General features: G+C 39.6%; 17 protein-coding genes. 10 read left to right on the forward strand and 7 right to left on the reverse strand.

Annotated features, from left to right (window positions below; all coding sequences use genetic code 11):
• Positions 1 to 270: 270 nt before the first annotated feature.
• Positions 271 to 1,371 (reverse strand): tRNA epoxyqueuosine(34) reductase QueG, encoded by a 1,101-nt coding sequence (queG, locus tag C3F34_RS13680; RefSeq protein WP_044740632.1) that lies wholly within the window; start codon positions 1,369 to 1,371, stop codon positions 271 to 273.
• Between the two features lie 21 nt (positions 1,372 to 1,392).
• Between queG and C3F34_RS13685 the strand changes: the two genes are divergently transcribed.
• Positions 1,393 to 2,883 carry an NAD(P)H-hydrate dehydratase gene (locus C3F34_RS13685; RefSeq protein ID WP_104441849.1) on the forward strand — a complete coding sequence of 497 codons (1,491 nt, stop codon included), beginning with the start codon at positions 1,393 to 1,395 and terminating at the stop codon, positions 2,881 to 2,883.
• A gap of 1 nt (position 2,884) precedes the next feature.
• Positions 2,885 to 3,163, forward strand: a complete 279-nt coding sequence (locus C3F34_RS13690; protein ID WP_104441850.1) for an acylphosphatase — start codon at positions 2,885 to 2,887, stop codon at positions 3,161 to 3,163.
• Positions 3,164 to 3,180: 17 nt separating this feature from the next.
• Here C3F34_RS13690 and ruvC read toward each other — a convergent pair whose 3' ends face one another.
• Positions 3,181 to 3,726, reverse strand: a complete 546-nt coding sequence (gene ruvC / locus C3F34_RS13695; RefSeq protein ID WP_016166549.1) for a crossover junction endodeoxyribonuclease RuvC — start codon at positions 3,724 to 3,726, stop codon at positions 3,181 to 3,183.
• A gap of 236 nt (positions 3,727 to 3,962) precedes the next feature.
• Positions 3,963 to 6,056: a TonB-dependent siderophore receptor gene (locus tag C3F34_RS13700; protein WP_104441851.1), complete on the reverse strand. Its 2,094-nt coding sequence runs from the start codon at positions 6,054 to 6,056 to the stop codon at positions 3,963 to 3,965.
• Between the two features lie 351 nt (positions 6,057 to 6,407).
• On the opposite strand from C3F34_RS13700, the gene C3F34_RS13705 reads away from it, so the two are divergent.
• Complete coding sequence (locus C3F34_RS13705) at positions 6,408 to 6,986, forward strand: FxsA family protein (protein WP_104441852.1); 579 nt, start codon at positions 6,408 to 6,410, stop codon at positions 6,984 to 6,986.
• A 141-nt stretch (positions 6,987 to 7,127) separates the two neighbouring features.
• Positions 7,128 to 7,760 (forward strand): LysE family transporter, encoded by a 633-nt coding sequence (locus tag C3F34_RS13710; RefSeq protein ID WP_044740607.1) that lies wholly within the window; start codon positions 7,128 to 7,130, stop codon positions 7,758 to 7,760.
• Here C3F34_RS13710 and C3F34_RS13715 read toward each other — a convergent pair.
• Positions 7,744 to 7,935 (reverse strand): hypothetical protein, encoded by a 192-nt coding sequence (locus C3F34_RS13715; protein WP_044740608.1) that lies wholly within the window; start codon positions 7,933 to 7,935, stop codon positions 7,744 to 7,746. The genes C3F34_RS13710 and C3F34_RS13715 overlap by 17 nt on opposite strands.
• A 303-nt stretch (positions 7,936 to 8,238) precedes the next feature.
• Here C3F34_RS13715 and C3F34_RS13720 point away from each other — a divergent pair, with 303 nt between their 5' ends.
• The gene (locus C3F34_RS13720) at positions 8,239 to 8,481 is read left to right on the forward strand and encodes a hypothetical protein (RefSeq protein WP_104441853.1); all 243 of its coding nucleotides are present in this window, start codon (positions 8,239 to 8,241) and stop codon (positions 8,479 to 8,481) included.
• Between the two features lie 20 nt (positions 8,482 to 8,501).
• Here the strand turns inward: C3F34_RS13720 and C3F34_RS13725 are convergent, their stop codons facing one another.
• From C3F34_RS13725 to C3F34_RS13735, 3 genes are all read right to left on the reverse strand, one after another.
• A complete protein-coding gene (locus C3F34_RS13725) occupies positions 8,502 to 8,804 on the reverse strand; it encodes a monooxygenase (RefSeq protein ID WP_044740610.1) in 303 nt (100 codons plus the stop codon).
• Between the two features lie 113 nt (positions 8,805 to 8,917).
• Positions 8,918 to 9,517: a TetR/AcrR family transcriptional regulator gene (locus tag C3F34_RS13730; RefSeq protein WP_016166542.1), complete on the reverse strand. Its 600-nt coding sequence runs from the start codon at positions 9,515 to 9,517 to the stop codon at positions 8,918 to 8,920.
• A gap of 457 nt (positions 9,518 to 9,974) precedes the next feature.
• Complete coding sequence (locus C3F34_RS13735) at positions 9,975 to 10,394, reverse strand: DUF1398 family protein (RefSeq protein ID WP_104441854.1); 420 nt, start codon at positions 10,392 to 10,394, stop codon at positions 9,975 to 9,977.
• A 294-nt stretch (positions 10,395 to 10,688) separates the two neighbouring features.
• Between C3F34_RS13735 and C3F34_RS13740 the strand changes: the two genes are divergently transcribed.
• From C3F34_RS13740 to C3F34_RS13760, 5 genes are all read left to right on the forward strand, one after another.
• A complete protein-coding gene (locus tag C3F34_RS13740; RefSeq protein WP_104441855.1) occupies positions 10,689 to 12,911 on the forward strand; it encodes a TonB-dependent siderophore receptor in 2,223 nt (740 codons plus the stop codon).
• 337 nt (positions 12,912 to 13,248) lie between these two features.
• Positions 13,249 to 14,004: a histidine utilization repressor gene (gene hutC / locus C3F34_RS13745; RefSeq protein ID WP_171284973.1), complete on the forward strand. Its 756-nt coding sequence runs from the start codon at positions 13,249 to 13,251 to the stop codon at positions 14,002 to 14,004.
• A 412-nt stretch (positions 14,005 to 14,416) separates the two neighbouring features.
• Positions 14,417 to 16,093, forward strand: coding sequence for a urocanate hydratase (gene hutU, locus C3F34_RS13750; protein ID WP_044740614.1), 1,677 nt, complete (start codon positions 14,417 to 14,419; stop codon positions 16,091 to 16,093).
• Between the two features lie 87 nt (positions 16,094 to 16,180).
• Positions 16,181 to 17,719 (forward strand): histidine ammonia-lyase, encoded by a 1,539-nt coding sequence (gene hutH, locus C3F34_RS13755; RefSeq protein WP_005300454.1) that lies wholly within the window; start codon positions 16,181 to 16,183, stop codon positions 17,717 to 17,719.
• Positions 17,720 to 17,783: 64 nt separating this feature from the next.
• Positions 17,784 to 19,196 carry an amino acid permease gene (locus tag C3F34_RS13760; RefSeq protein WP_044740615.1) on the forward strand — a complete coding sequence of 471 codons (1,413 nt, stop codon included), beginning with the start codon at positions 17,784 to 17,786 and terminating at the stop codon, positions 19,194 to 19,196.
• The last annotated feature ends 9 nt before the right edge of the window (positions 19,197 to 19,205 follow it).

Here is a 19,205-nt window from a genome sequence, read left to right on the forward strand (position 1 = left end):
TTGGCTTTTATCATACAGATTTCGTGCCAAAACCAAAGGCAAAAAAAACCAAAACTTATAGTATCTGACGATTAAAATAGGTCGATGTAATGAATGATTAGATAGAAGATTTAGTCACAAAGTCGGCTATTTTTAGTGAGTATTCCATGCAAAGTTTTTGTTTGATCCAATAAATTTTGTGCCAAACACGTAACTATCCTTTTTATAAAACAATAACTTTGCAAAGAACTGTAAATACAATAGTTTTATGGTGACGTCAGATTCATGATTTTAAACTGATTGTGATTTAATCAATTGTTCTTGAATGGCCCAGTCAATATGGACTTGCACAATATCATCATGCAAGTGACGAGTTTCGTGCAAAGTTTGTAGAATTAAGCTAGAAAATGGTGCATTTCCCAAACCAATTGCAATATTACGCATAAAGCTTTGATAGCCTGTGCGCCGTATTGGGCTGCCTTCAGTGCTGCTTAAAAAAGTTGCTTCATCCCAGTGCCATAAATCTAATAAAGTGACCCGATCTAGATCATGGCGTGGATTAAAATCTTCAATACTGGCTTTTTGTGCAAAACTGTTCCAAGGGCAAATGAGCTGACAGTCATCGCAGCCAAAAACCCGATTGCCTATTCCCCGTCGGAGTTCTTCTGGAATAATACCTTTATATTCAATGGTCAAATAAGCAATACATTTACGTGCATCGAGCATATAGGGTTCTACAATGGCTTGTGTCGGGCAGATATCAATACAAGCGGTACAGGAGCCACAATGCTTTGTGGTTGGCCCATCAAAAGGTAAATCAAGAGAAGTAAACAATTCCCCTAAAACAAAAAATGAACCTGATTTTTTATGAATGAGTAAAGTATGTTTGCCTGTCCAACCCATCCCTGCATTTTCTGCCAAAGACTTTTCAAAAATGGGTGCGGAATCTGCAAAAGGACGAGATTCGAAATCTCCCACACGTTCTCGAATACGAGTCGCTAATGTTTTTAGACGGCCACGCAAAATTTTATGATAATCCCGCCCACGTGCATAACGCGCAATAATGGCGGCATTCGGTTCATTGGGAACGTAACGTGGTTTGGGGGTTTCAACCAAATAGTTCATCCGAACACAAATAATGCTACGTGTGCCTGGAACCAGTAGCGTTGGGTCGGCACGCTTGTCTAAATTTTCTTCAAGATAAGTCATATCTGCATGATAACCACGTTTTAAATATTCTTTAAAACGTTCTAATTCTGCTTGAGCATCTGGTTTGGCAATGACACAATCAGCAAAACCCAAGTCTAAAGCCTGCGTTTTGATCCATGTTTTTAGCTCTTGAAGATCAAGCTGTTGCAGTGAGATGTTTGAGGAAGAAGAGGTCGAAGCCATAAACCAATAATAGGGGAAATCATGCAACGTTCAGTTTACCATAGCAGCGAAATTCAAGCATGGGAGCAACGTTGGTTTGCTCAGCAAAATTCATCATTAGGTTTAATGCAGCAAGCCGCTTGGACAATTGTGCAACAGTTATTTCCACAATTTGAACAAAAGCAGATTAAAAAAATAGCGGTGTGGTGTGGGCAAGGCAATAATGCTGGGGATGGTTATTTTATTGCAGGCTACTTAAAACAGGCTGGTTTTCAAGTCACTGCATTAACTACTGAACGTGGACCATCACCAGACTTACATCAGGCATATTTATTTGCCCAGTCGCAGAATGTATCTTTTGTTGAGATCGAAACAGGATTTTCAGAATCTAAGACGCCACAACAATTAGAATATTTTGAATGTCATGTAGATGCTTTATTTGGAATAGGACTGAACCGTGAGTTGAGTCAAGATTGGCAAAGGATTATTCACTTATTCAATGTACAAACTGGATTAAAAATAGCCGTTGATATTCCGAGTGGCTTGCAGGCGAATACAGGTCAGGCTTTACCTTGTGCCATTCAAGCCGATCAAACCTTTACTTTACTTGGCTATAAAGCAGGCTTATTTACAGGGCAAGGCAAACAATTTGTCAGTCAGTTACATTTAGTTAGCCTTATTCCTCAAGATGATGAATTACATCCCATCGCGCAGTTATCGCCTAAGAGTCTTACATTACCGCAACGACAAGCCTTCGGACATAAAGGTAGTTATGGTCACGTACTGGTGGTGGGTGGTCATGCTGATATGGGGGGAGCAGTCATCATGGCGGCAGAAGCAGCTTTTCATGCGGGGGCAGGTAAAGTCAGTGTGGTGTGTCATGCTAAGCATCACTCATCAATTTTGGCACGTGCTCCAAATATGATGCTACGCGATATTAATGCTTTAAATTCTGAGGCAATTCAACAGTTATTAAGCCATGTCGATGCTGTTTGTTTTGGTATGGGGTTGGGGCGTGATGATTGGGCTGAGCAGATTTTTCAGCAATGGTTTGAACTACTCAATCAAAGTACGCATTTAGAAGTCGTGTTGGATGCAGATGGACTTTGGTTTTTAGCGAAAGAAAAGCAAAAGTTGAATGATCATATCTATGCCACACCGCATTCGGGAGAAGCTGCAACGTTGTTGGGTTGTACAGCAGCGGATATAGAACAAGATCGTATTGCCGCGATTCATCGATTACGTGCGACTTTTGCTGGGCAATGGGTACTCAAAGGTTCAGGTAGTTTGATTTTGGAGGATAAATTGTATATTTGTACTCAAGGTAATGCAGGCATGGGAACTGGCGGCATGGGGGATGTGCTCGCGGGGATGGTGGCGAGTTTAAAAGCTCAATTTCATGATCAAATCGCCTTACATCAAATTGTCAGTTTACATGCTCAAGCTGGTGATTTATTGGCTGAATCGGGGATGCGTGGTTTACAGGCGCATGATATGGGACGAGCAATTTATTCTGTTGTGAATGGAGGTTAAAATGCAAAAAGCATTTCGGCTCATCATTTCAGGACGGGTTCAGGGCGTTGGCTATCGGAGATGGTTTTATCAGCAGGCTCAAGCTTTAGCATTAAAAGGGTATGTCAAAAATTTAGCTACAGGGGAAGTAGAGGTTTTGGTGATCACTGATGCAGAAAATCTACCTCATCTAATCGAACTGGCTTATTTAGGACCATCTCATGCAAAAGTGCAGCAGGTGAGAAGTTGTGAAGTATCACAAGCTCTCGACGTGACTGACTTTCAGATTATCCGTGAATAAACAAAATTATCGAATAATTAACGACGTCGGCTACTTGAGCGACTTCGCCCACGAGCCATGCCGCCTAAAGCATTGAGTACAGCCAATTTACTCATACTGCCCGAGGCATGCGCATGACAGATGGCAGCAGCCAGTGCATCGGCTGCATCCGCTTGTGGAGTCACACTTAAATTCAGAAGTTTGACCACCATCATCTGAACTTGTTCTTTATCCGCAGCGCCATAGCCAACTACTGACTGTTTAATTTGACGGGCGGTATATTCAGCAACTTGCAAATCCAGATTTACAAGCGCAGCAATTGCTGCACCACGAGCTTGTCCTAATTTTAGTGCCGAATCAGGATTTTGAGCCATAAATACTTGTTCAACCGCTGCTTCAGTCGGACCGTGAAATTTCACAATCCGTTCAACACCTGCAAAAATACGTTTTAGGCGTTCTGGCATGTCTTGGCTTTCGGTACGGATGGTGCCCGCATCGACAAAGCGTAATTTTTGACCGTCTTTTTCTATAATTCCATAGCCTGTAAGGCGTGAACCTGGGTCAATCCCAATAATTAATGACATAGTAAAAAACTTGGTAAGATTTGAAAAAATGATGCAGAGATTGCAATCGATCTGTGAAGTATATGATTTTATAGATATGAAAGAACAGTTATTTCGCTTTAACTAAGGTGTTGTTGAGCGATCTGGCTAAATTTTCACAGGCCTATTTGTTGGTGATGATTTTGAGTGGTCGTAAAGAGCGTGATCACCAAAAGTAAAACCCGAAAATTTTACAATTAACGGGTTATAAAAGCGGGTTAAAATTTCCACTGTAATGTAAGCGATGCATTTAGTGGATCGCCGGGTTGAATCCAAAGCTCGCTATAACTTGCAACATAATAGGTTTCGTCCAATAAATTATTGATATTGAATTGATAACGGAGTTGCTCTGATGGCGCATAATAGGCGTGTAAATTGACTAAAGTGTATGCAGGTAGCGTAAACCCATTATCACTGCTATGCCCACTACGGTCTCCGACATACATTGTGGTTGCACCGATGCCCATTTTACTGGCGTTTGCCAGTGACCATTCGTAATTTCCATTGATTGAGCCACTGTGCTTTGGCACATTACTCAATCTGGAACCTTTTATAAGGGTTTGGTCTTTTTCAACTTTTGCATCGGTATAGCTATAATTGGCACGTACAGAGAGTTGATCATTAAGCTGCATTTCTAAATCAAGTTCAATGCCTTGACTAGAGGCTTCACCTGCCGCAACTTGATAATTAGCATCTGTAGGATCGATGGTTAAGACATTTTCTTTTTTCATTTTAAATAAGGCGAGACTAAGCAGGCTCTGAGGGTTGATCTGGTATTTGCTCCCAAGCTCGTAACTTATACCTTTTTCTGGGCTAAAAACTTGGTTATGACGGTCTATACCACTGTTCAGTGCGAAAGAATGTCCATAATTTGCATACCATGACCAATTATCATTTAGCCGATAATTTAACCCTAATCGTGGGCTGGTTTGTTGTAGATCTCTTTTACTCGAGCTATCAATCAGTTTATTTTGAAAATCTTGCGTGATATGGTCAAAACGTGCGCCAAGTAGGACGCTCCATTGATCATTTAGAAAAACTTGATCTTGAAGATTCAGGGCAAAATAGCTCTGTTGTTCTTCGGTATTAATGAACAACGGAAGTTCAGGAAGATATTGTCCATATACGGGGTTATAGATATCGATCGTATTGGGGACACTCGTGCTGTGATTACGTCGCAATTGAAGTTGACGATAATTCAGATGGCCAATTTCACCGCTAACTAGAACTTCGTGTCTGGCCCAATCTTGTTGAATTACGCCCAGTAATTCCGTTTGAAAAAGTGCATCATCACTTTTATTGTCACGATAACGACGTTGTCGTTCTAGGGTTTGACCATCGCTTTGAATTTTACGCGGCTCACTAGAAAAACCTCTTAATTGAGCATCTTTAATGCTCAAGGCATTATTGATTTTCCAAGCATCATTATATTGATGTGAGAGACGAAGCTGGTAAAAATTGTCCTTTTGAAGATGCTGACCATCATTGGGTTCGCCTGAAAAGGTTTCTGGTTGCATGACAAATTGTTTTTGATAACTGCTGATTCCACGGTCGAAAGTTCCCCTTTGTTGCGTAAACTCGCTATCAAAATCGAATTGAGTTTGATCAGAGATTTTCCAAGTCAATTGAGGTGAAAAAAACAAACGTTCACTGGATACATGGTCACGGAAACTTTGATTATCTTCATGTGCAATCGCAAATCGATAAGCAATATCGTTATTGATAGGAGCTGTATGCTCAAAGCTCGCTCGATATTTTTCTAGGCTATTGGCACGTAGGTTAATTTCACTTTGGGGTTCCCATTTCGGCTGCTTAGTATTGATATTCAAAAGTCCACCTGTTTCACCACGACCATAGAGTGCTGCCGTAGGACCCTTTAAAAAGTCAAGTGATTCGATATTGACCATATCCCGCGGGGCGCTGAGTCCACGATTGACGCTAAGCCCATTTCTAATGATTTGAGCCCCAATATTGGGGTCGGTATTAAAACCCCGAAATGAATAGTTGTCCCAAAAGCCACCTCCATAGTTGGTTTGATGATAGACACCACTGACCTGAGCTAGGGCATCGTCTATACGTTGTACATCTTGTTGCTGAATAAAGTCTTTGGACAATAGGCTGCGACTAAAAGGGATATCGAGAATATCATGTGAAAATTTAGTTAATACTGTGGTTTGCTTTGAACTTTCTGTTAACGTTTCGGCTTGTAATTGTATGGTTTTAAGGACTTCGGGTGTACTTTCAGCCCAACAGAATGGAGTAAAGAGAGATAAGCTGAGGCTAGAGTAAAATATGTGAACAGGTTGTTTCATAAGTAATTAATGAACTTAATGTAATGTTATAACATTCTATATTTTTATGCTTAGAATACTAGAGTCATTTATATCTGAAATATGAATAACAAAAATGAGTAATTCTTATGATTTTCTTAATTTAAACTGATTGAGATACATACACTTTTAAGGTGCGTTTAAACAATCACCTTATAAGAACGACCCCTAAAAGAGTTCTTGAATGTGAATTGTTTCTACAATTTTTTGACCAAAGACTTTAAAAATAAAAAACTGCCCTTATAGATATTCTTAACCATAGAAAAATGCTGAACAGTGTGACAGTCATTGAACATGGTCATTTTTATTATTTTAGAGATTTGATTAATTTTCATGAAATTATTTCTGATTGTACTTGCTGGCTTAATTCTAGAAGTATTCGTCTGGATCGGCGTGGGTGACCTCGTTGGTAGTATGTGGTACGTGTTTTTCTGGTTTGTGGCTGCCTTCTTTATTGGATTAAATATTATCCGTAAATATTCGGCGGGAATTATGCCGCAAATGCAACAAATGCAATCAGGTCAGGTGAGTTCAGACCCAGCATTTACAGGAAATTTACCTAAAATCTTTGCTGGTTTTCTATTATTGATTCCTGGTTTAGTTAGTGATGTATTTGCAGTGTTACTGCTAATTCCAGCTGTTCAAAAAGCATTACAAGCGGCATTTATGAAAACCATGATGAAACGCCAACAAGCCATGATGAACAAAATGATGGGTGGCATGATGGGCGATATGGGTGGGGCAACAGGTGCTCAAGGGCAGAATCCATTTGCTGATTTAATGCGTCAAATGCAAGATATGCAAAATCAGCAGAGTGGTGGTCAATACCGTGATTCAAGCATTATTGATGGTGAAGCACGTGATGTAACCCCTGAAGCCAAGAAAATTGAAATGAAAGATGTAAATAAATAATCTAGCCGATTATCTATGTATCTGAACCGAAGTCCTTCAAAAGTACTTCGGTTTTTTTTATTCTTAATACGTGATTAATGCAGTAAAAATTTAAACAAGCGTTATAATTCACCCATTGAAAAATGGTCAATTTATAAAAATATGTCTTTATTACTTACCATCTGTGCTTTACATTTTGTCGCACAATTAACCCCTGGACCTGATGTTTTATTGATTGCAAAAAGCTCAGCTTCTACAACACGGTTAAATACCTTAAAAATCATTTTGGGCATTTCGGCAGGGATTGTCGTTTGGGTTGTTTTAACCTTATTGGGCTTTACCGTATTGGTTGAACAATTCCCTTGGATTCAGCAAATTTTGATGCTCATTGGGGGATTCTTCTTGGCTCGCATGGGTTGGGGAATGCTGAAGGAGGGGCTTACTTCTGCACAAACTCCTCAATTTGAAGGGACTTTAACTCTGCCAAATGGTCAGCAAAAGTATTTCTTATTGGGATTATTCACCAATTTGTCTAATCCAAAGACTTTAATCTATTTCAGTAGTGTCTTCTCCTTAGCACTGGGTTCATCTGCAAATGCCAATTTAAAAACTCAATTGGCATTTATTATCCCATTGCAAACGTTTTTGGTATTTAGTTTATTCATGTTCATCATGTCTACGCCAAAAATTAAAGCGTTGTATCAGCGGTCAGGACACTATATTGATATTCTTTCGGGTGCTTTATTTCTAGTATTTGCTCTATGGCTTTGGTACGACGCTATTCAGATGTTTTAGATTGAGCATTGGTCTCTTGAATCTGTGTGGAAGCCGAGTTTGCAGTTGTGGTATTTTTCGTAGTTTCTGCATAGCTATTGGGTTTGAGTGTGATTTCGGTATTCTCTGAGCCTTGAAATTTTCGGCTACGGTTTGCACGCTCACGTAGACCACCTTTTTTAATCAATTGTACCATTGCTAAAATCCACACTAAAAAACTGGAGTTGAGCCACTATAGTACTTGAATTATGAAAGGAGTTGAATTTTAAGACACTTAAACCTCGTTACATAATCATCAATCTCATAATTTTCATAAAAGAAAAATCAAAACAATAGACTAGTGCTACATTGATTAATTTTGAACTTTACAGTCGACTTTTATTTGTGACTTGGCTTGTGCATTTACAAATACTCACATAACATGAAGAAAGATTACATTGCCATGGATTTGGGAATGTGAAAATAAATACAACCACTACAGTGAAATAGGAGTATACCTATGCTGTATCAATACCATTGTGCTTGCTGTGATTTAGTGGTCGATTCGGATGTTAAAGAGTGTCCGAATTGCGGCTCACATAACATTCGAAGTCCATTTGGTTTCTGGATTTTTTGTATAGCGACGTGTTTAGCCGTTGTGATTGTGTTTAAAGTTGCGCAAGTTTATCTTCATAATCAGGCTGAAGCACCTGTGCAGCCAACTTTACTTGAAACATTACATTCAAGTGATGATAAGTCCTGACAAATTCAGGACTTATCATTTTAAAGTGGGGCATGGTTGATTTTTGAAAGATCTGTATTAACCTGAAAAATTTTGCTGCGAATATTGGTAATACCGAAACTTTCTAAACGTGCGCTGTGCATGACTAAATAGCGCTTTGCATTTTCCATCGAGTCAAATAGGTAGACTCCACCTGCTTCTTGGGCATCATTATTTTCTGTCCAGATTTTCCAAATAAGCCCAGTTTCCTGATTAATACTTTCTGCAAGTGAAGTAAATGCTTGAGTCATTTCTTTTGCAAAAGGTCCAGTACTTGGAAAATCAATTTGTAATAAAACAGTCATGTGAATAACCCCGAAAATTTATAGTGTTGTACGATTTTATCGCAGTGTTTGGTTTAAAAAAGTGACCGCAAAAATTAAAAAGGAGATCTCATCAGATCTCCTTTAAGCGCTATTTAAACAACTTTATCAGGTGTCATTAATACCTGATTAATATACAATTTTATTAAGCGATCACGAGAGCCAATAGCTTTTTGGTAATGGGTTGAATTGAGCAACAAACAAGCACCATAAGTGACAGTCCAAACATAAGATTGATAGTCTCGAATGGACATTGCACTGTTGTTTTCTTTTAAATATTTATCAGTGATTTCTTTAATACTTAAAATCCGCGCTTCACGGATTTTATAGAGTTCATCAAATAAGTTATTCAGTTTACGTTCGTTGTTGGTCAGACGTTCTTCAATCACATGCAGCAATATTGTACGGTTTGAATTTAACATGTTGTAGAGCATGTATTCTGAAACATACGAATTGATGTCTGTGTTGAATTTGTGTGAAATATCAAGTAAACGTTTTTCGTTTAGAATAATAAGTTCTAAATAAAGTTGATTTTTACTGTCGAAATGCTTGTAAATTGTGCCTTTGGCAATATCTAATTCAGAAGCAAGTTCTTCAAGAGTAATGTCCTGATTATTATCGAGTAATAATTTCTCGGCCATTGCTAAGATTTTTTCTTTACGCAAAAGAAAATTTTGTTGGCGTTCTGAATTCATGCATATGTTCCGTATAAGATCACTATAAAAGAACTTGTGAGAAGACTATAGCAATTTTTTCTTGAACATAATTAAACTATTGTAGAAGAAATGCCGATAAAAACAACAATTAGCCTAGTTTAATTAAGCTTGAAACAGCCATGCTATAACCTGAGGGGGAGATATCTAAATTTGGATACCTATCATTAATTTGGTCAAAATAATGATTTAAAAAGGGTTTGTAAAGTTTAAGCAGAAAGCAAATTGAAAGAAATTATGATAACAAAATTTTTCCTTAATTAAATCAGATAATTATTTTTAAGATTTTGCCTTTATTTGAAATTTCTAAAAAGTATCACATTGATTATCTGACGCATTGTTAACTTCTGTGTGAGCAAAAGCGTCCTTTATTTCGATTCAATAAATTCAATTGGGTAATTAAAAAGTTTCCTTGAATAATAAATACAAGAAATGTCAATTAAATTGGTAGTGTAACTGCAGGGTATTTTTCCATGTAGCTTTCACCAGAACTACCATAATAAACGACGTAACGTGCTTCTAAATTAACGGTGTAGCGAATTATTCCAGCAGACCAGATTGCTTGTAAAAACTCTGGAAATGAGGTGTGTCCTGCTTGGTCTGCTCGTAATGCTTGGATGAGTAAGTCTTGATTAAATGTAGGAATGTCTGTTGCCGTTGTAATCAGTGATGGATGAGGAAAAATGACAGCCCCACTATTGGTCTGATAAAGACTTTGGCAACATGGAAGAATCCATTCATTTATGGTTACGCCTGCTTCGCGTAAAGCTTCGGCTAAATAAGGAAATCCACCAATTTGAGGGCGATGATTCATGCCTTTTTGTATTGCTTGTTCGATGATTTCTATAGCTGTACTCATATTTTTTACTTCATTATTCGGCTGATTTTATTATGACACGAACCAGTTAATCTTCAGTGCTTTTTAACTTTATTTGCTCGAAATATTGGACGCTTTTGGGGATATTTAAGTCTTTAAAACTAGGTCTTCAGATGAATGTTTTTGGGTTTTTATTCGGTTGAACTTTTTAATAAAATTATTTCGTATAAAAAGAAAATAAGTCTGAGAAAAGCATTGTTCTATGCGTAAAAATTGTGAATACTCATGCCCGAAAATTCATGTTGTAAGATTATCTTTTGGGGTTAGGCAATAACTGTGAATACGTATCCATTTTCATTTTCTCATTTACAAAAAGCATTACTGACAGTTGGTTCATTTTCATGTCTAGGACTAAGCTCAGGAATGGCTTATGCAGCAGATGAAAATGAAACTGCACAACTTGCGACAATTACAGTAACTGCTGAGCAAGCGCAGGCTGCGTATTACCAGCCTCAAGTGAATTTGACGGGGTTTACACAGCAAACTCAGGCTGAAATACCTGCTTCACTGACGACAGTTACAGCACAACTTATTGCAGACCAACATGCCAAAACACTGACTGATGTCGTTAAAAATGATGCAGCCGTCGGTGATGGTTATGCACCAATTGGTTACTACCCAAATTTTATGATGCGCGGTTTCATGCTCAATGCAGGGTCAAGCTATTTACTGAATGGTAATCTACTTCGTGGCCAACAAAATGTAGCCCTTGAAAATAAAGCACAAGTTGAAATTTTAAAGGGAATTAGCGCCATTCAAAGTGGCATGTCTACGCCTGGCGGTGTAGTCAACTATGTGACTAAACGCCCTGAAAATATCCGTTCTTTAACGATTGAGGGAGATAGTCATGGAGGCAATCGTGTAGCGACTGATCTTGGTGGGTTATTCGGGGAACATCAGCAGTTTGGTTATCGTATAAATCTTGCAAAAGAAGAAATCCACCCTTATGTGGATCATGCCGATGGTCAGCGTGTATTTGGTTCTTTGGCTTTGGACTGGAAAGTATCAGATCGTTCAAAATTGGAGTTTGATATTGAGTCACAACGTCAGCGCCAACGTTCAGTACCAGGCTATCAGTTACTTGATGGCACAACCATACCAACAGGGGTGGAATGGGATCGGTTATTAGGTTATCAAAGCTGGGGTAAACCTGTTACCAATGAAAGTTTAAATGCTGGCTTAAAATATACCTACCAGTTTAATGACAATTGGACAGGGAATTTGGTAGCTTCACAAAGTCGTGTAGTGGTCGATGATTATTCAGCATTTCCATATGGCTGCGCTTATAGCAATGAGTGTCAATATACAGGTTTAGGTAATACCTTTGACCAAAATGGTAATTACGATATTTATGAGTTTCGCAGTCCAAATGACAGTTACCTGACCAATCAGTTTAAAACGGGGTTAAACGGGAAGTTCAATACAGGTACATGGCAACATAAGCTAAGTTTAGAATTATCGCAGACCTATAAACGCCATGCACAATACGATGCGATTTTTGAACCAGTAAACAGTGATTTTGAAGCTACAGGGAATATTAATAGTGACCCTATTGAATATATCCCAAGCGATAAAAACTTAGGCAACCATTACAAATCCTTAAACAGTGAACAGACTGCGTTAAATTTGTTGGATCAGATTGCTTTTAATACTCAATGGTCGGTTTTATTGGGCGGTAAGCTGTTGCATTTAAATGAAAATGCTTATGCTGCAGATGGAAGTAATATTCGAGAAACCAATTTAGATCGTTTCTTACCGCAATTCGCCGTGATGTATCAACCGTGGGAACGTACTCATGTTTATGCGTCTTATGCCAAAGGTTTAAGCGACGGTGGACAAGCACCATGGTATGCCTTCGGTAATCCTGATAAAGGTATCGCAGGCAATGCTTATGAGACTCTAGCGCCTGTCCATTCAACTCAATTTGAACTGGGAATCAAGCAGCAGCGGCAGGCATTTTTATTCACCGCAGCCTTGTTCGATCTCAAACAAGACAATCAATATACGAACTTAGACAATGTGTATGTCACAGATGGTGAACAGCATAATCTGGGTCTTGAACTGGGTGTACAAGGGCGCTTAAGCCAAAACCTTGATATTTCATCAACACTGGCGTTGACTCATTCACAACTTAAAGGCATTGATGTAGCTGAATATAGTGGACATCAAATGCAAAATGTCCCGAAATTACGCTTTGCTAGTCATGTTTCATATGCTGTGCCACAAGTGGAGGGATTGAGATTATTGGCAGGTATGCAATACAGCAGTGATAAATATGCGAATAGAGCAGGCACTGTTAAAGTTCCAAGTTTTACAGTGTTTGATATTGGTTCAGCTTATAACTTCCGCGCTTATGGGTATGACAATACGCTACGTTTAAACATTGATAACGTGTTTAACAAGAAATATTGGCGTGATGCAGGAAGTTTCTCTGGGGATGATTACTTATTCTTAGGCGCACCACGTTCAGCTCAATTTTCATGGACAGTGAATTTCTAGTTTAATATTTTCTAGCCACTTAATTGCTTAGTTGAGGGACATTTGTCAGATGGCGAATGTCCCTTATTTATTTTAAGGTAGAAGCACTTTTTTATAAGCTGATTTGCTCTAGTTGAGTTCACTATATTTTGACCAGCCATAGGGAACCTTAAAGCCAATCAGGTTTATGGGTGGGGATGGAGTTGTAAAAGAAGGTTTTTAAGTTTTACCCATCAAATTCGGCTGTCTAGAATTATGGGTGTGGAACATATAGATAACTTGACTATATCTGTATATACCTTTTGAGGGCTACAGGGTAAACTGCGAAGAATTAAGTTTATCTGTATCGAGTAATTACATGGCAATAAAAAAAGAGCCTAAACAAGACCTAGAGCTAACCATTGATGCAGATAGTCCGATCCCGATTTATATGCGAGTGAAGCAATTAATTACCACCAAAATTAATCAAGGGTTATGGTCGACCAATCAAAAAATTCCTTCTGAAAGTGAATTGGTTAACCAGTTGGGTTGTAGTCGTATGACCATTAATCGTGCGCTACGGGAGCTAACGGCAGAAGGTGTATTGGTTCGAGTTCAAGGTGTTGGTTCTTTTGTCGCAGAGCAACAAGGGCAAACTTCGTTGTTTCAAATTAATAATATTGCGGATGAAATTCAAGCCCGAAAGCATGAGCATCGTGCTGAAGTCATTGTTCTGGAAAGTCTTCGGGCAAATGCATTACAAAGCCTGCAAATGGAGGTACAAGAAGGTCAGCTACTTTATCATTCGATTATTATTCATTATGAAAATGATATTCCTGTGCAGATTGAAGATAGATTAGTCAATTCATATTTGGTGCCGAATTATTTAAAACAAGATTTTTCGCAAATAACGCCGAATGCTTACTTAATGCAAAATTCACCAGTGACTGAGGGAGAGCATATTGTAAAAGCAGTTTTGGCATCTGCCCAAGAGTGTAAATGGCTCAAAATCAATAAGGCAGAACCTTGTTTATTTATTCAACGTAGAACATGGTCAAATAAAAACCTCATTTCTAGTGCGCGTTTGATTTATCCAGGCAATCGATATCATTTAGAAGGCAAGTTTAATCCCTAAGACAACAGATGAAGGGAAATAGGCATTTAAAGTGGTTTATATCTCAGTACGCAGCTTTGTCGAGACCCGATAAAAGTTCAAATTTAAAAAAATGAATCATGCAATTTGAAGATTCATCAACCATCATCCACAATGTTGCTACTCTGGTGTGTTCAATAAAAACGCGGGTTGAACAGCGTGAAATGATACCAGTTCTAAGCTTAAAATTTAGAAATTCAAATTGTTTTCGGAAATGCATAAGTCTTCTTATGCATTTTTTTTATTTAAATTAATGGGTTGATGGAAAATTAAAAAAAATTATTGCATTAATGAAAAAATATATAGTATATATATGTATATACAAGTATGAACATGTAGTTTCCCATAAGAAGATTCTTGTGGACATTATTTTTAAAAGGAAAGGAGTCTGTTTGTGAAAGCAAATAATCCACGTTATCGTGACATTGAAATTCGTGCACCTAGAGGGACAACTTTAAATACAAAAAGCTGGTTAACAGAAGCGCCGTTGCGCATGTTAATGAATAACCTTGACCCCGATGTGGCTGAAAATCCTAAAGAACTTGTTGTATATGGTGGTATTGGCCGTGCAGCGCGTGACTGGGAATGCTTCGATAAAATTGTAGAAACACTCAAAAAACTTGAAGAAGACGAAACCCTTTTGGTGCAATCAGGTAAACCGGTAGGTGTATTTAAAACCCATAAAGATGCACCACGTGTGTTAATTGCCAATTCAAACTTGGTGCCACACTGGGCAAATTGGGAACACTTTAATGAACTCGATGCCAAAGGTTTGGCCATGTATGGTCAAATGACAGCAGGTTCATGGATCTACATTGGTAGCCAAGGCATTGTGCAGGGTACTTATGAAACTTTCGTTGAGGCAGGCCGCCAACACTACAACGGTGATCTAAAAGGCCGTTGGGTTCTTACTGCTGGTTTAGGCGGTATGGGGGGCGCTCAGCCTTTAGCTGCAACACTTGCAGGGGCTTGTTCTTTAAACATTGAATGCCAACAAACCAGTATCGATTTCCGTTTACGTACCCGTTATGTAGACGAACAAGCAACTGATTTAGACGACGCTTTAGCGCGTATTGACCGCTATACAAAAGAAGGTAAAGCAATTTCAATTGCGCTTCATGGTAACGCTGCTGAAATTTTACCTGAGCTTGTTCGCCGTGGTGTACGTCCAGACATGGTGACTGATCAAACAAGTGCACACGATCCACTCAATGGCTACTTACCAGTAGGTTGGACTTGGGATGAATACCGTGAACGTGCGAAAACTGAACCAGAAGCTGTGGTAAAAGCTGCAAAACAGTCGATGGCGAAGCACGTACAAGCGATGCTTGATTTCCAAAAAATGGGTGTTCCAACATTTGACTATGGTAATAACATCCGTCAAATGGCGAAAGATGAAGGCGTAGCAAACGCTTTTGATTTCCCGGGCTTCGTACCTGCTTATATCCGTCCATTGTTCTGTCGTGGTATTGGTCCATTCCGTTGGGCAGCGCTTTCTGGTGACCCAGAAGACATTTATAAAACAGATGCCAAAGTTAAAGAGTTAATTCCTGATGATGAACATTTACATCACTGGTTAGACATGGCTCGTGAACGCATTAGCTTCCAAGGCTTACCAGCGCGTATTTGCTGGGTTGGTCTAGGCTTACGTGCAAAACTTGGTTTGGCATTTAACGAAATGGTTCGTAGCGGTGAGTTGTCTGCACCAGTTGTGATTGGTCGTGACCATTTAGACTCAGGTTCGGTTGCAAGTCCAAACCGTGAAACTGAAGCAATGCAAGACGGTTCAGACGCAGTATCAGACTGGCCTTTATTAAATGCATTGTTAAATACAGCGGGCGGCGCAACTTGGGTGTCTTTACATCACGGTGGTGGTGTAGGTATGGGCTTCTCTCAACACTCAGGCGTTGTAATTGTGTGTGATGGTACAGATGAAGCTGCTGCACGTATTGCTCGTGTACTGACCAATGACCCTGCAACAGGTGTTATGCGTCATGCCGATGCCGGTTATGAAATTGCGATTAACTGTGCGAAAGAGCAAGGCTTAAACTTGCCAATGATCACGCAATAAAAATACATGGAAGAACTGGCGGTGCTTTTTGCAATTGTGAAAAGCACTGTCTCAGCAGAATATAGTGCAAAAAATTAGGAAGCCAACATGGAATTACTGATCCAACCGGGAAAATTAACCTTAGCTGATTTACGTCAAGCTTACCTCAACCCGATTAAAGTTAAATTAGATGAAAGTGCGTCAGCTGCAATCAACGCAAGCGTGGCTTGTGTAGAACAGATTGTAAATGAAGGGCGTACAGCTTACGGCATTAATACAGGTTTTGGTTTACTTGCTTCAACCAAGATTGCTCCTGAAGATTTAGAAAAATTACAGCGTTCGTTAGTTCTTTCGCATGCAGCAGGTGTAGGTGAAGCACTTGATGATGCAATGGTTCGTTTAATTATTCTATTGAAAGCAAATAGCTTGGCACGTGGCTTCTCAGGTATTCGCCGTAAAGTCATTGATGCTTTGTTGGCTTTAATTAATGCTGAAGTTTATCCGCACATTCCTCTTAAAGGTTCAGTCGGCGCTTCAGGTGACTTGGCACCACTTGCACATATGTCTTTGATTTTACTTGGTGAAAGCAAAGCGCGTTATAAAGGTGAATGGTTACCAGCAGTTGAAGCTTTAAAAATTGCAGGCTTAGAACCAATTTCTTTAGCAGCGAAAGAAGGCTTGGCACTTTTAAATGGTACCCAAGTTTCGACTGCTTATGCTTTACGTGGTTTGTTTGAAGCTGAAGATTTATTTGCTGCTGCGACAGTTTGTGGTGGCTTAAGTGTTGAAGCAATGCTGGGTTCACGCTCACCGTTTGATGCTCGTATTCATGAAGTACGTGGTCAACGTGGTCAAATTGATGTGGCGGCGGCTTATCGTGACTTATTGACGGATTCGAGTGAAATTGCACATTCACACGAAGACTGTAGCAAAGTTCAAGACCCATACTCTTTACGTTGCCAACCACAGGTGATGGGTGCATGTCTAACGCAAATCCGTCAGGCTGCTGAAGTTTTAGAAATTGAAGCAAATGCGGTATCTGATAACCCACTTGTTTTTGCAGAACAAGGTGATGTGATTTCTGGTGGTAACTTCCATGCGGAACCTGTAGCAATGGCGGCAGATAATTTAGCATTGGCAATCGCAGAAATTGGTTCACTTTCAGAACGTCGTATTTCGATGATGATGGACCGTCACATGTCACAGCTTCCACCGTTCTTGGTCGCAAATGGCGGTGTGAACTCAGGTTTCATGATTGCTCAAGTGACAGCAGCAGCTCTTGCGAGTGATAACAAAGCACTTGCACATCCGGCGAGTGTTGATAGTTTGCCAACTTCAGCGAATCAGGAAGACCATGTATCAATGGCTCCGAATGCAGGTAAACGTCTTTGGTATATGGCTGACAACGTCCGTGGCATTTTAGCTGTCGAATGGTTAGGCGCTTGTCAGGGTCTAGACTTCCGTGAAGGCTTAAAAAGCTCGCCTAAACTTGAACAAGCTCGTAAAATCTTGCGCGATCAAGTTCCTTACTACAGTGAAGACCGTTTCTTTGCTCCTGATATTGAACAAGCAAGTGAATTACTTTCGAGTGGCTGTTTAAACGAGTTACTTATTCCAAAACTACTCCCTAGTTTATCTGAAGTGTGATTGATAAAACGGTCACATGGAGTGGCCGAATCTAACTAAATTTCCTCAAGGATTGGAGATTATAATGTCACAAAACTCCACACTACAGCGGGGATTGAACACCCGCCATATTCGTTTCTTGGCATTGGGCTCAGCAATTGGAACTGGGCTTTTCTATGGTTCGGCTACCGCCATTAAAATGGCGGGGCCTTCAGTATTATTGGCGTATATCGTTGCAGGGATTGCAATTTATATCGTTATGCGCGCACTGGGTGAAATGGCTGTCCATAACCCAGTATCCGGTTCATTTAGCCACTATGCATCACAGTACATAAGTCCTTTGGCAGGTTTCACTACGGGCTGGACTTATGTGTTTGAAATGGTGATTGTCGCGATTGCCGATGTCACCGCTTTTGGTATTTATATGGGGTTCTGGTATCCCGATGTACCACGGTGGATCTGGATTTTATCTCTGATTATGTTCTTGGGTGCCATTAACCTGATTCACGTTAAAATCTTTGGTGAACTCGAATTCTGGCTTTCCATCATTAAAGTCAGTGCCATTGTTGCCATGATTTTAGGTGGCATAGGCTTAATGTTCTATGGCTTCCACGCTGACCATAGCAGTGTGGTACCGGGTATTCAAAACTTATGGATTTATGATGGCTTTATGCCGCATGGCATTGCAGGCTTAGTTGCATGTTTATCTGTGGTTGTATTTGCTTTCGGTGGTATCGAAATTATCGGTTTAACTGCTGGCGAATCACAAGATCCGAAAACCACTTTGCCAAAAGCCATTAATGCTGTTCCAGTCCGTATTTTACTTTTCTATGTACTGACCATTTTTGTTTTGATGTCGATTTTCCCATGGAATCAAATTGGTAGCCAAGGTAGCCCATTCGTACAAATTTTTGAAAATTTAGGCATTAAATCTGCCGCGAATATTCTAAATATTGTAGTGGTGACTGCTGCGATTTCAGCAATTAACAGTGATGTATTTGGCGCTGGCCGTATGCTTTATGGTATGGCAAACCGTGGTCAAGCACCTCGCATTTTCCAAAAATTATCGCGTAATGGTGTGCCTTGGATGACTGTTGTGGTTATGGCTGGCGTGCTGTTAATTGGTGTGGTGTTGAACTACCTAATTCCTGAAAATGTATTCATGATCATTGCATCAATTGCGACTTTTGCAACGGTTTGGGTATGGCTCATGATCTTGCTTTCACAAGTCGCGATGCGCCGTAAGTTATCTGCTGCTGAAATTAAGGCACTGGATTTCCCTGTATGGGGTTGGCCAGTTGCACCTGCGTTCGCGATTGGTTTCATGGTGTTTATTTTAGTGATGATGGGTTATTTCCCTGATTCACGTCCTGCAATTTATGTCGGAATAACATGGCTTGCACTCTTAACTATTGCTTATCGCATATGGGTAAAACCACAGCAAAACTTGGGAAAGGAAAGTAATCCTATCCAGCAAAATGTTGAGATAGAAAGCTAACAAATGAAC

The organism is Acinetobacter sp. ACNIH2, from assembly GCF_002934965.1.
GTDB classification, from domain to species: Bacteria; Pseudomonadota; Gammaproteobacteria; order Pseudomonadales; family Moraxellaceae; genus Acinetobacter; species Acinetobacter tandoii.

Excerpts from the sequence above, each read along its gene's own strand:
- queG (WP_044740632.1), bottom strand. The coding sequence starts at position 1,371 with ATGGCTTCGACCTCTTCTTCCTCAAACATCTCACTGCAACAGCTTGAT.
- C3F34_RS13685 (WP_104441849.1), top strand. The coding sequence starts at position 1,393 with ATGCAACGTTCAGTTTACCATAGCAGCGAAATTCAAGCATGGGAGCAA.
- C3F34_RS13690 (WP_104441850.1), top strand. The coding sequence starts at position 2,885 with ATGCAAAAAGCATTTCGGCTCATCATTTCAGGACGGGTTCAGGGCGTT.
- ruvC (WP_016166549.1), bottom strand. The coding sequence starts at position 3,726 with ATGTCATTAATTATTGGGATTGACCCAGGTTCACGCCTTACAGGCTAT.
- C3F34_RS13700 (WP_104441851.1), bottom strand. The coding sequence starts at position 6,056 with ATGAAACAACCTGTTCACATATTTTACTCTAGCCTCAGCTTATCTCTC.
- C3F34_RS13705 (WP_104441852.1), top strand. The coding sequence starts at position 6,408 with ATGAAATTATTTCTGATTGTACTTGCTGGCTTAATTCTAGAAGTATTC.
- C3F34_RS13710 (WP_044740607.1), top strand. The coding sequence starts at position 7,128 with ATGTCTTTATTACTTACCATCTGTGCTTTACATTTTGTCGCACAATTA.
- C3F34_RS13715 (WP_044740608.1), bottom strand. The coding sequence starts at position 7,935 with ATGGTACAATTGATTAAAAAAGGTGGTCTACGTGAGCGTGCAAACCGT.
- C3F34_RS13720 (WP_104441853.1), top strand. The coding sequence starts at position 8,239 with ATGCTGTATCAATACCATTGTGCTTGCTGTGATTTAGTGGTCGATTCG.
- C3F34_RS13725 (WP_044740610.1), bottom strand. The coding sequence starts at position 8,804 with ATGACTGTTTTATTACAAATTGATTTTCCAAGTACTGGACCTTTTGCA.
- C3F34_RS13730 (WP_016166542.1), bottom strand. The coding sequence starts at position 9,517 with ATGAATTCAGAACGCCAACAAAATTTTCTTTTGCGTAAAGAAAAAATC.
- C3F34_RS13735 (WP_104441854.1), bottom strand. The coding sequence starts at position 10,394 with ATGAGTACAGCTATAGAAATCATCGAACAAGCAATACAAAAAGGCATG.
- hutC (WP_171284973.1), top strand. The coding sequence starts at position 13,249 with ATGGCAATAAAAAAAGAGCCTAAACAAGACCTAGAGCTAACCATTGAT.
- hutH (WP_005300454.1), top strand. The coding sequence starts at position 16,181 with ATGGAATTACTGATCCAACCGGGAAAATTAACCTTAGCTGATTTACGT.
- C3F34_RS13760 (WP_044740615.1), top strand. The coding sequence starts at position 17,784 with ATGTCACAAAACTCCACACTACAGCGGGGATTGAACACCCGCCATATT.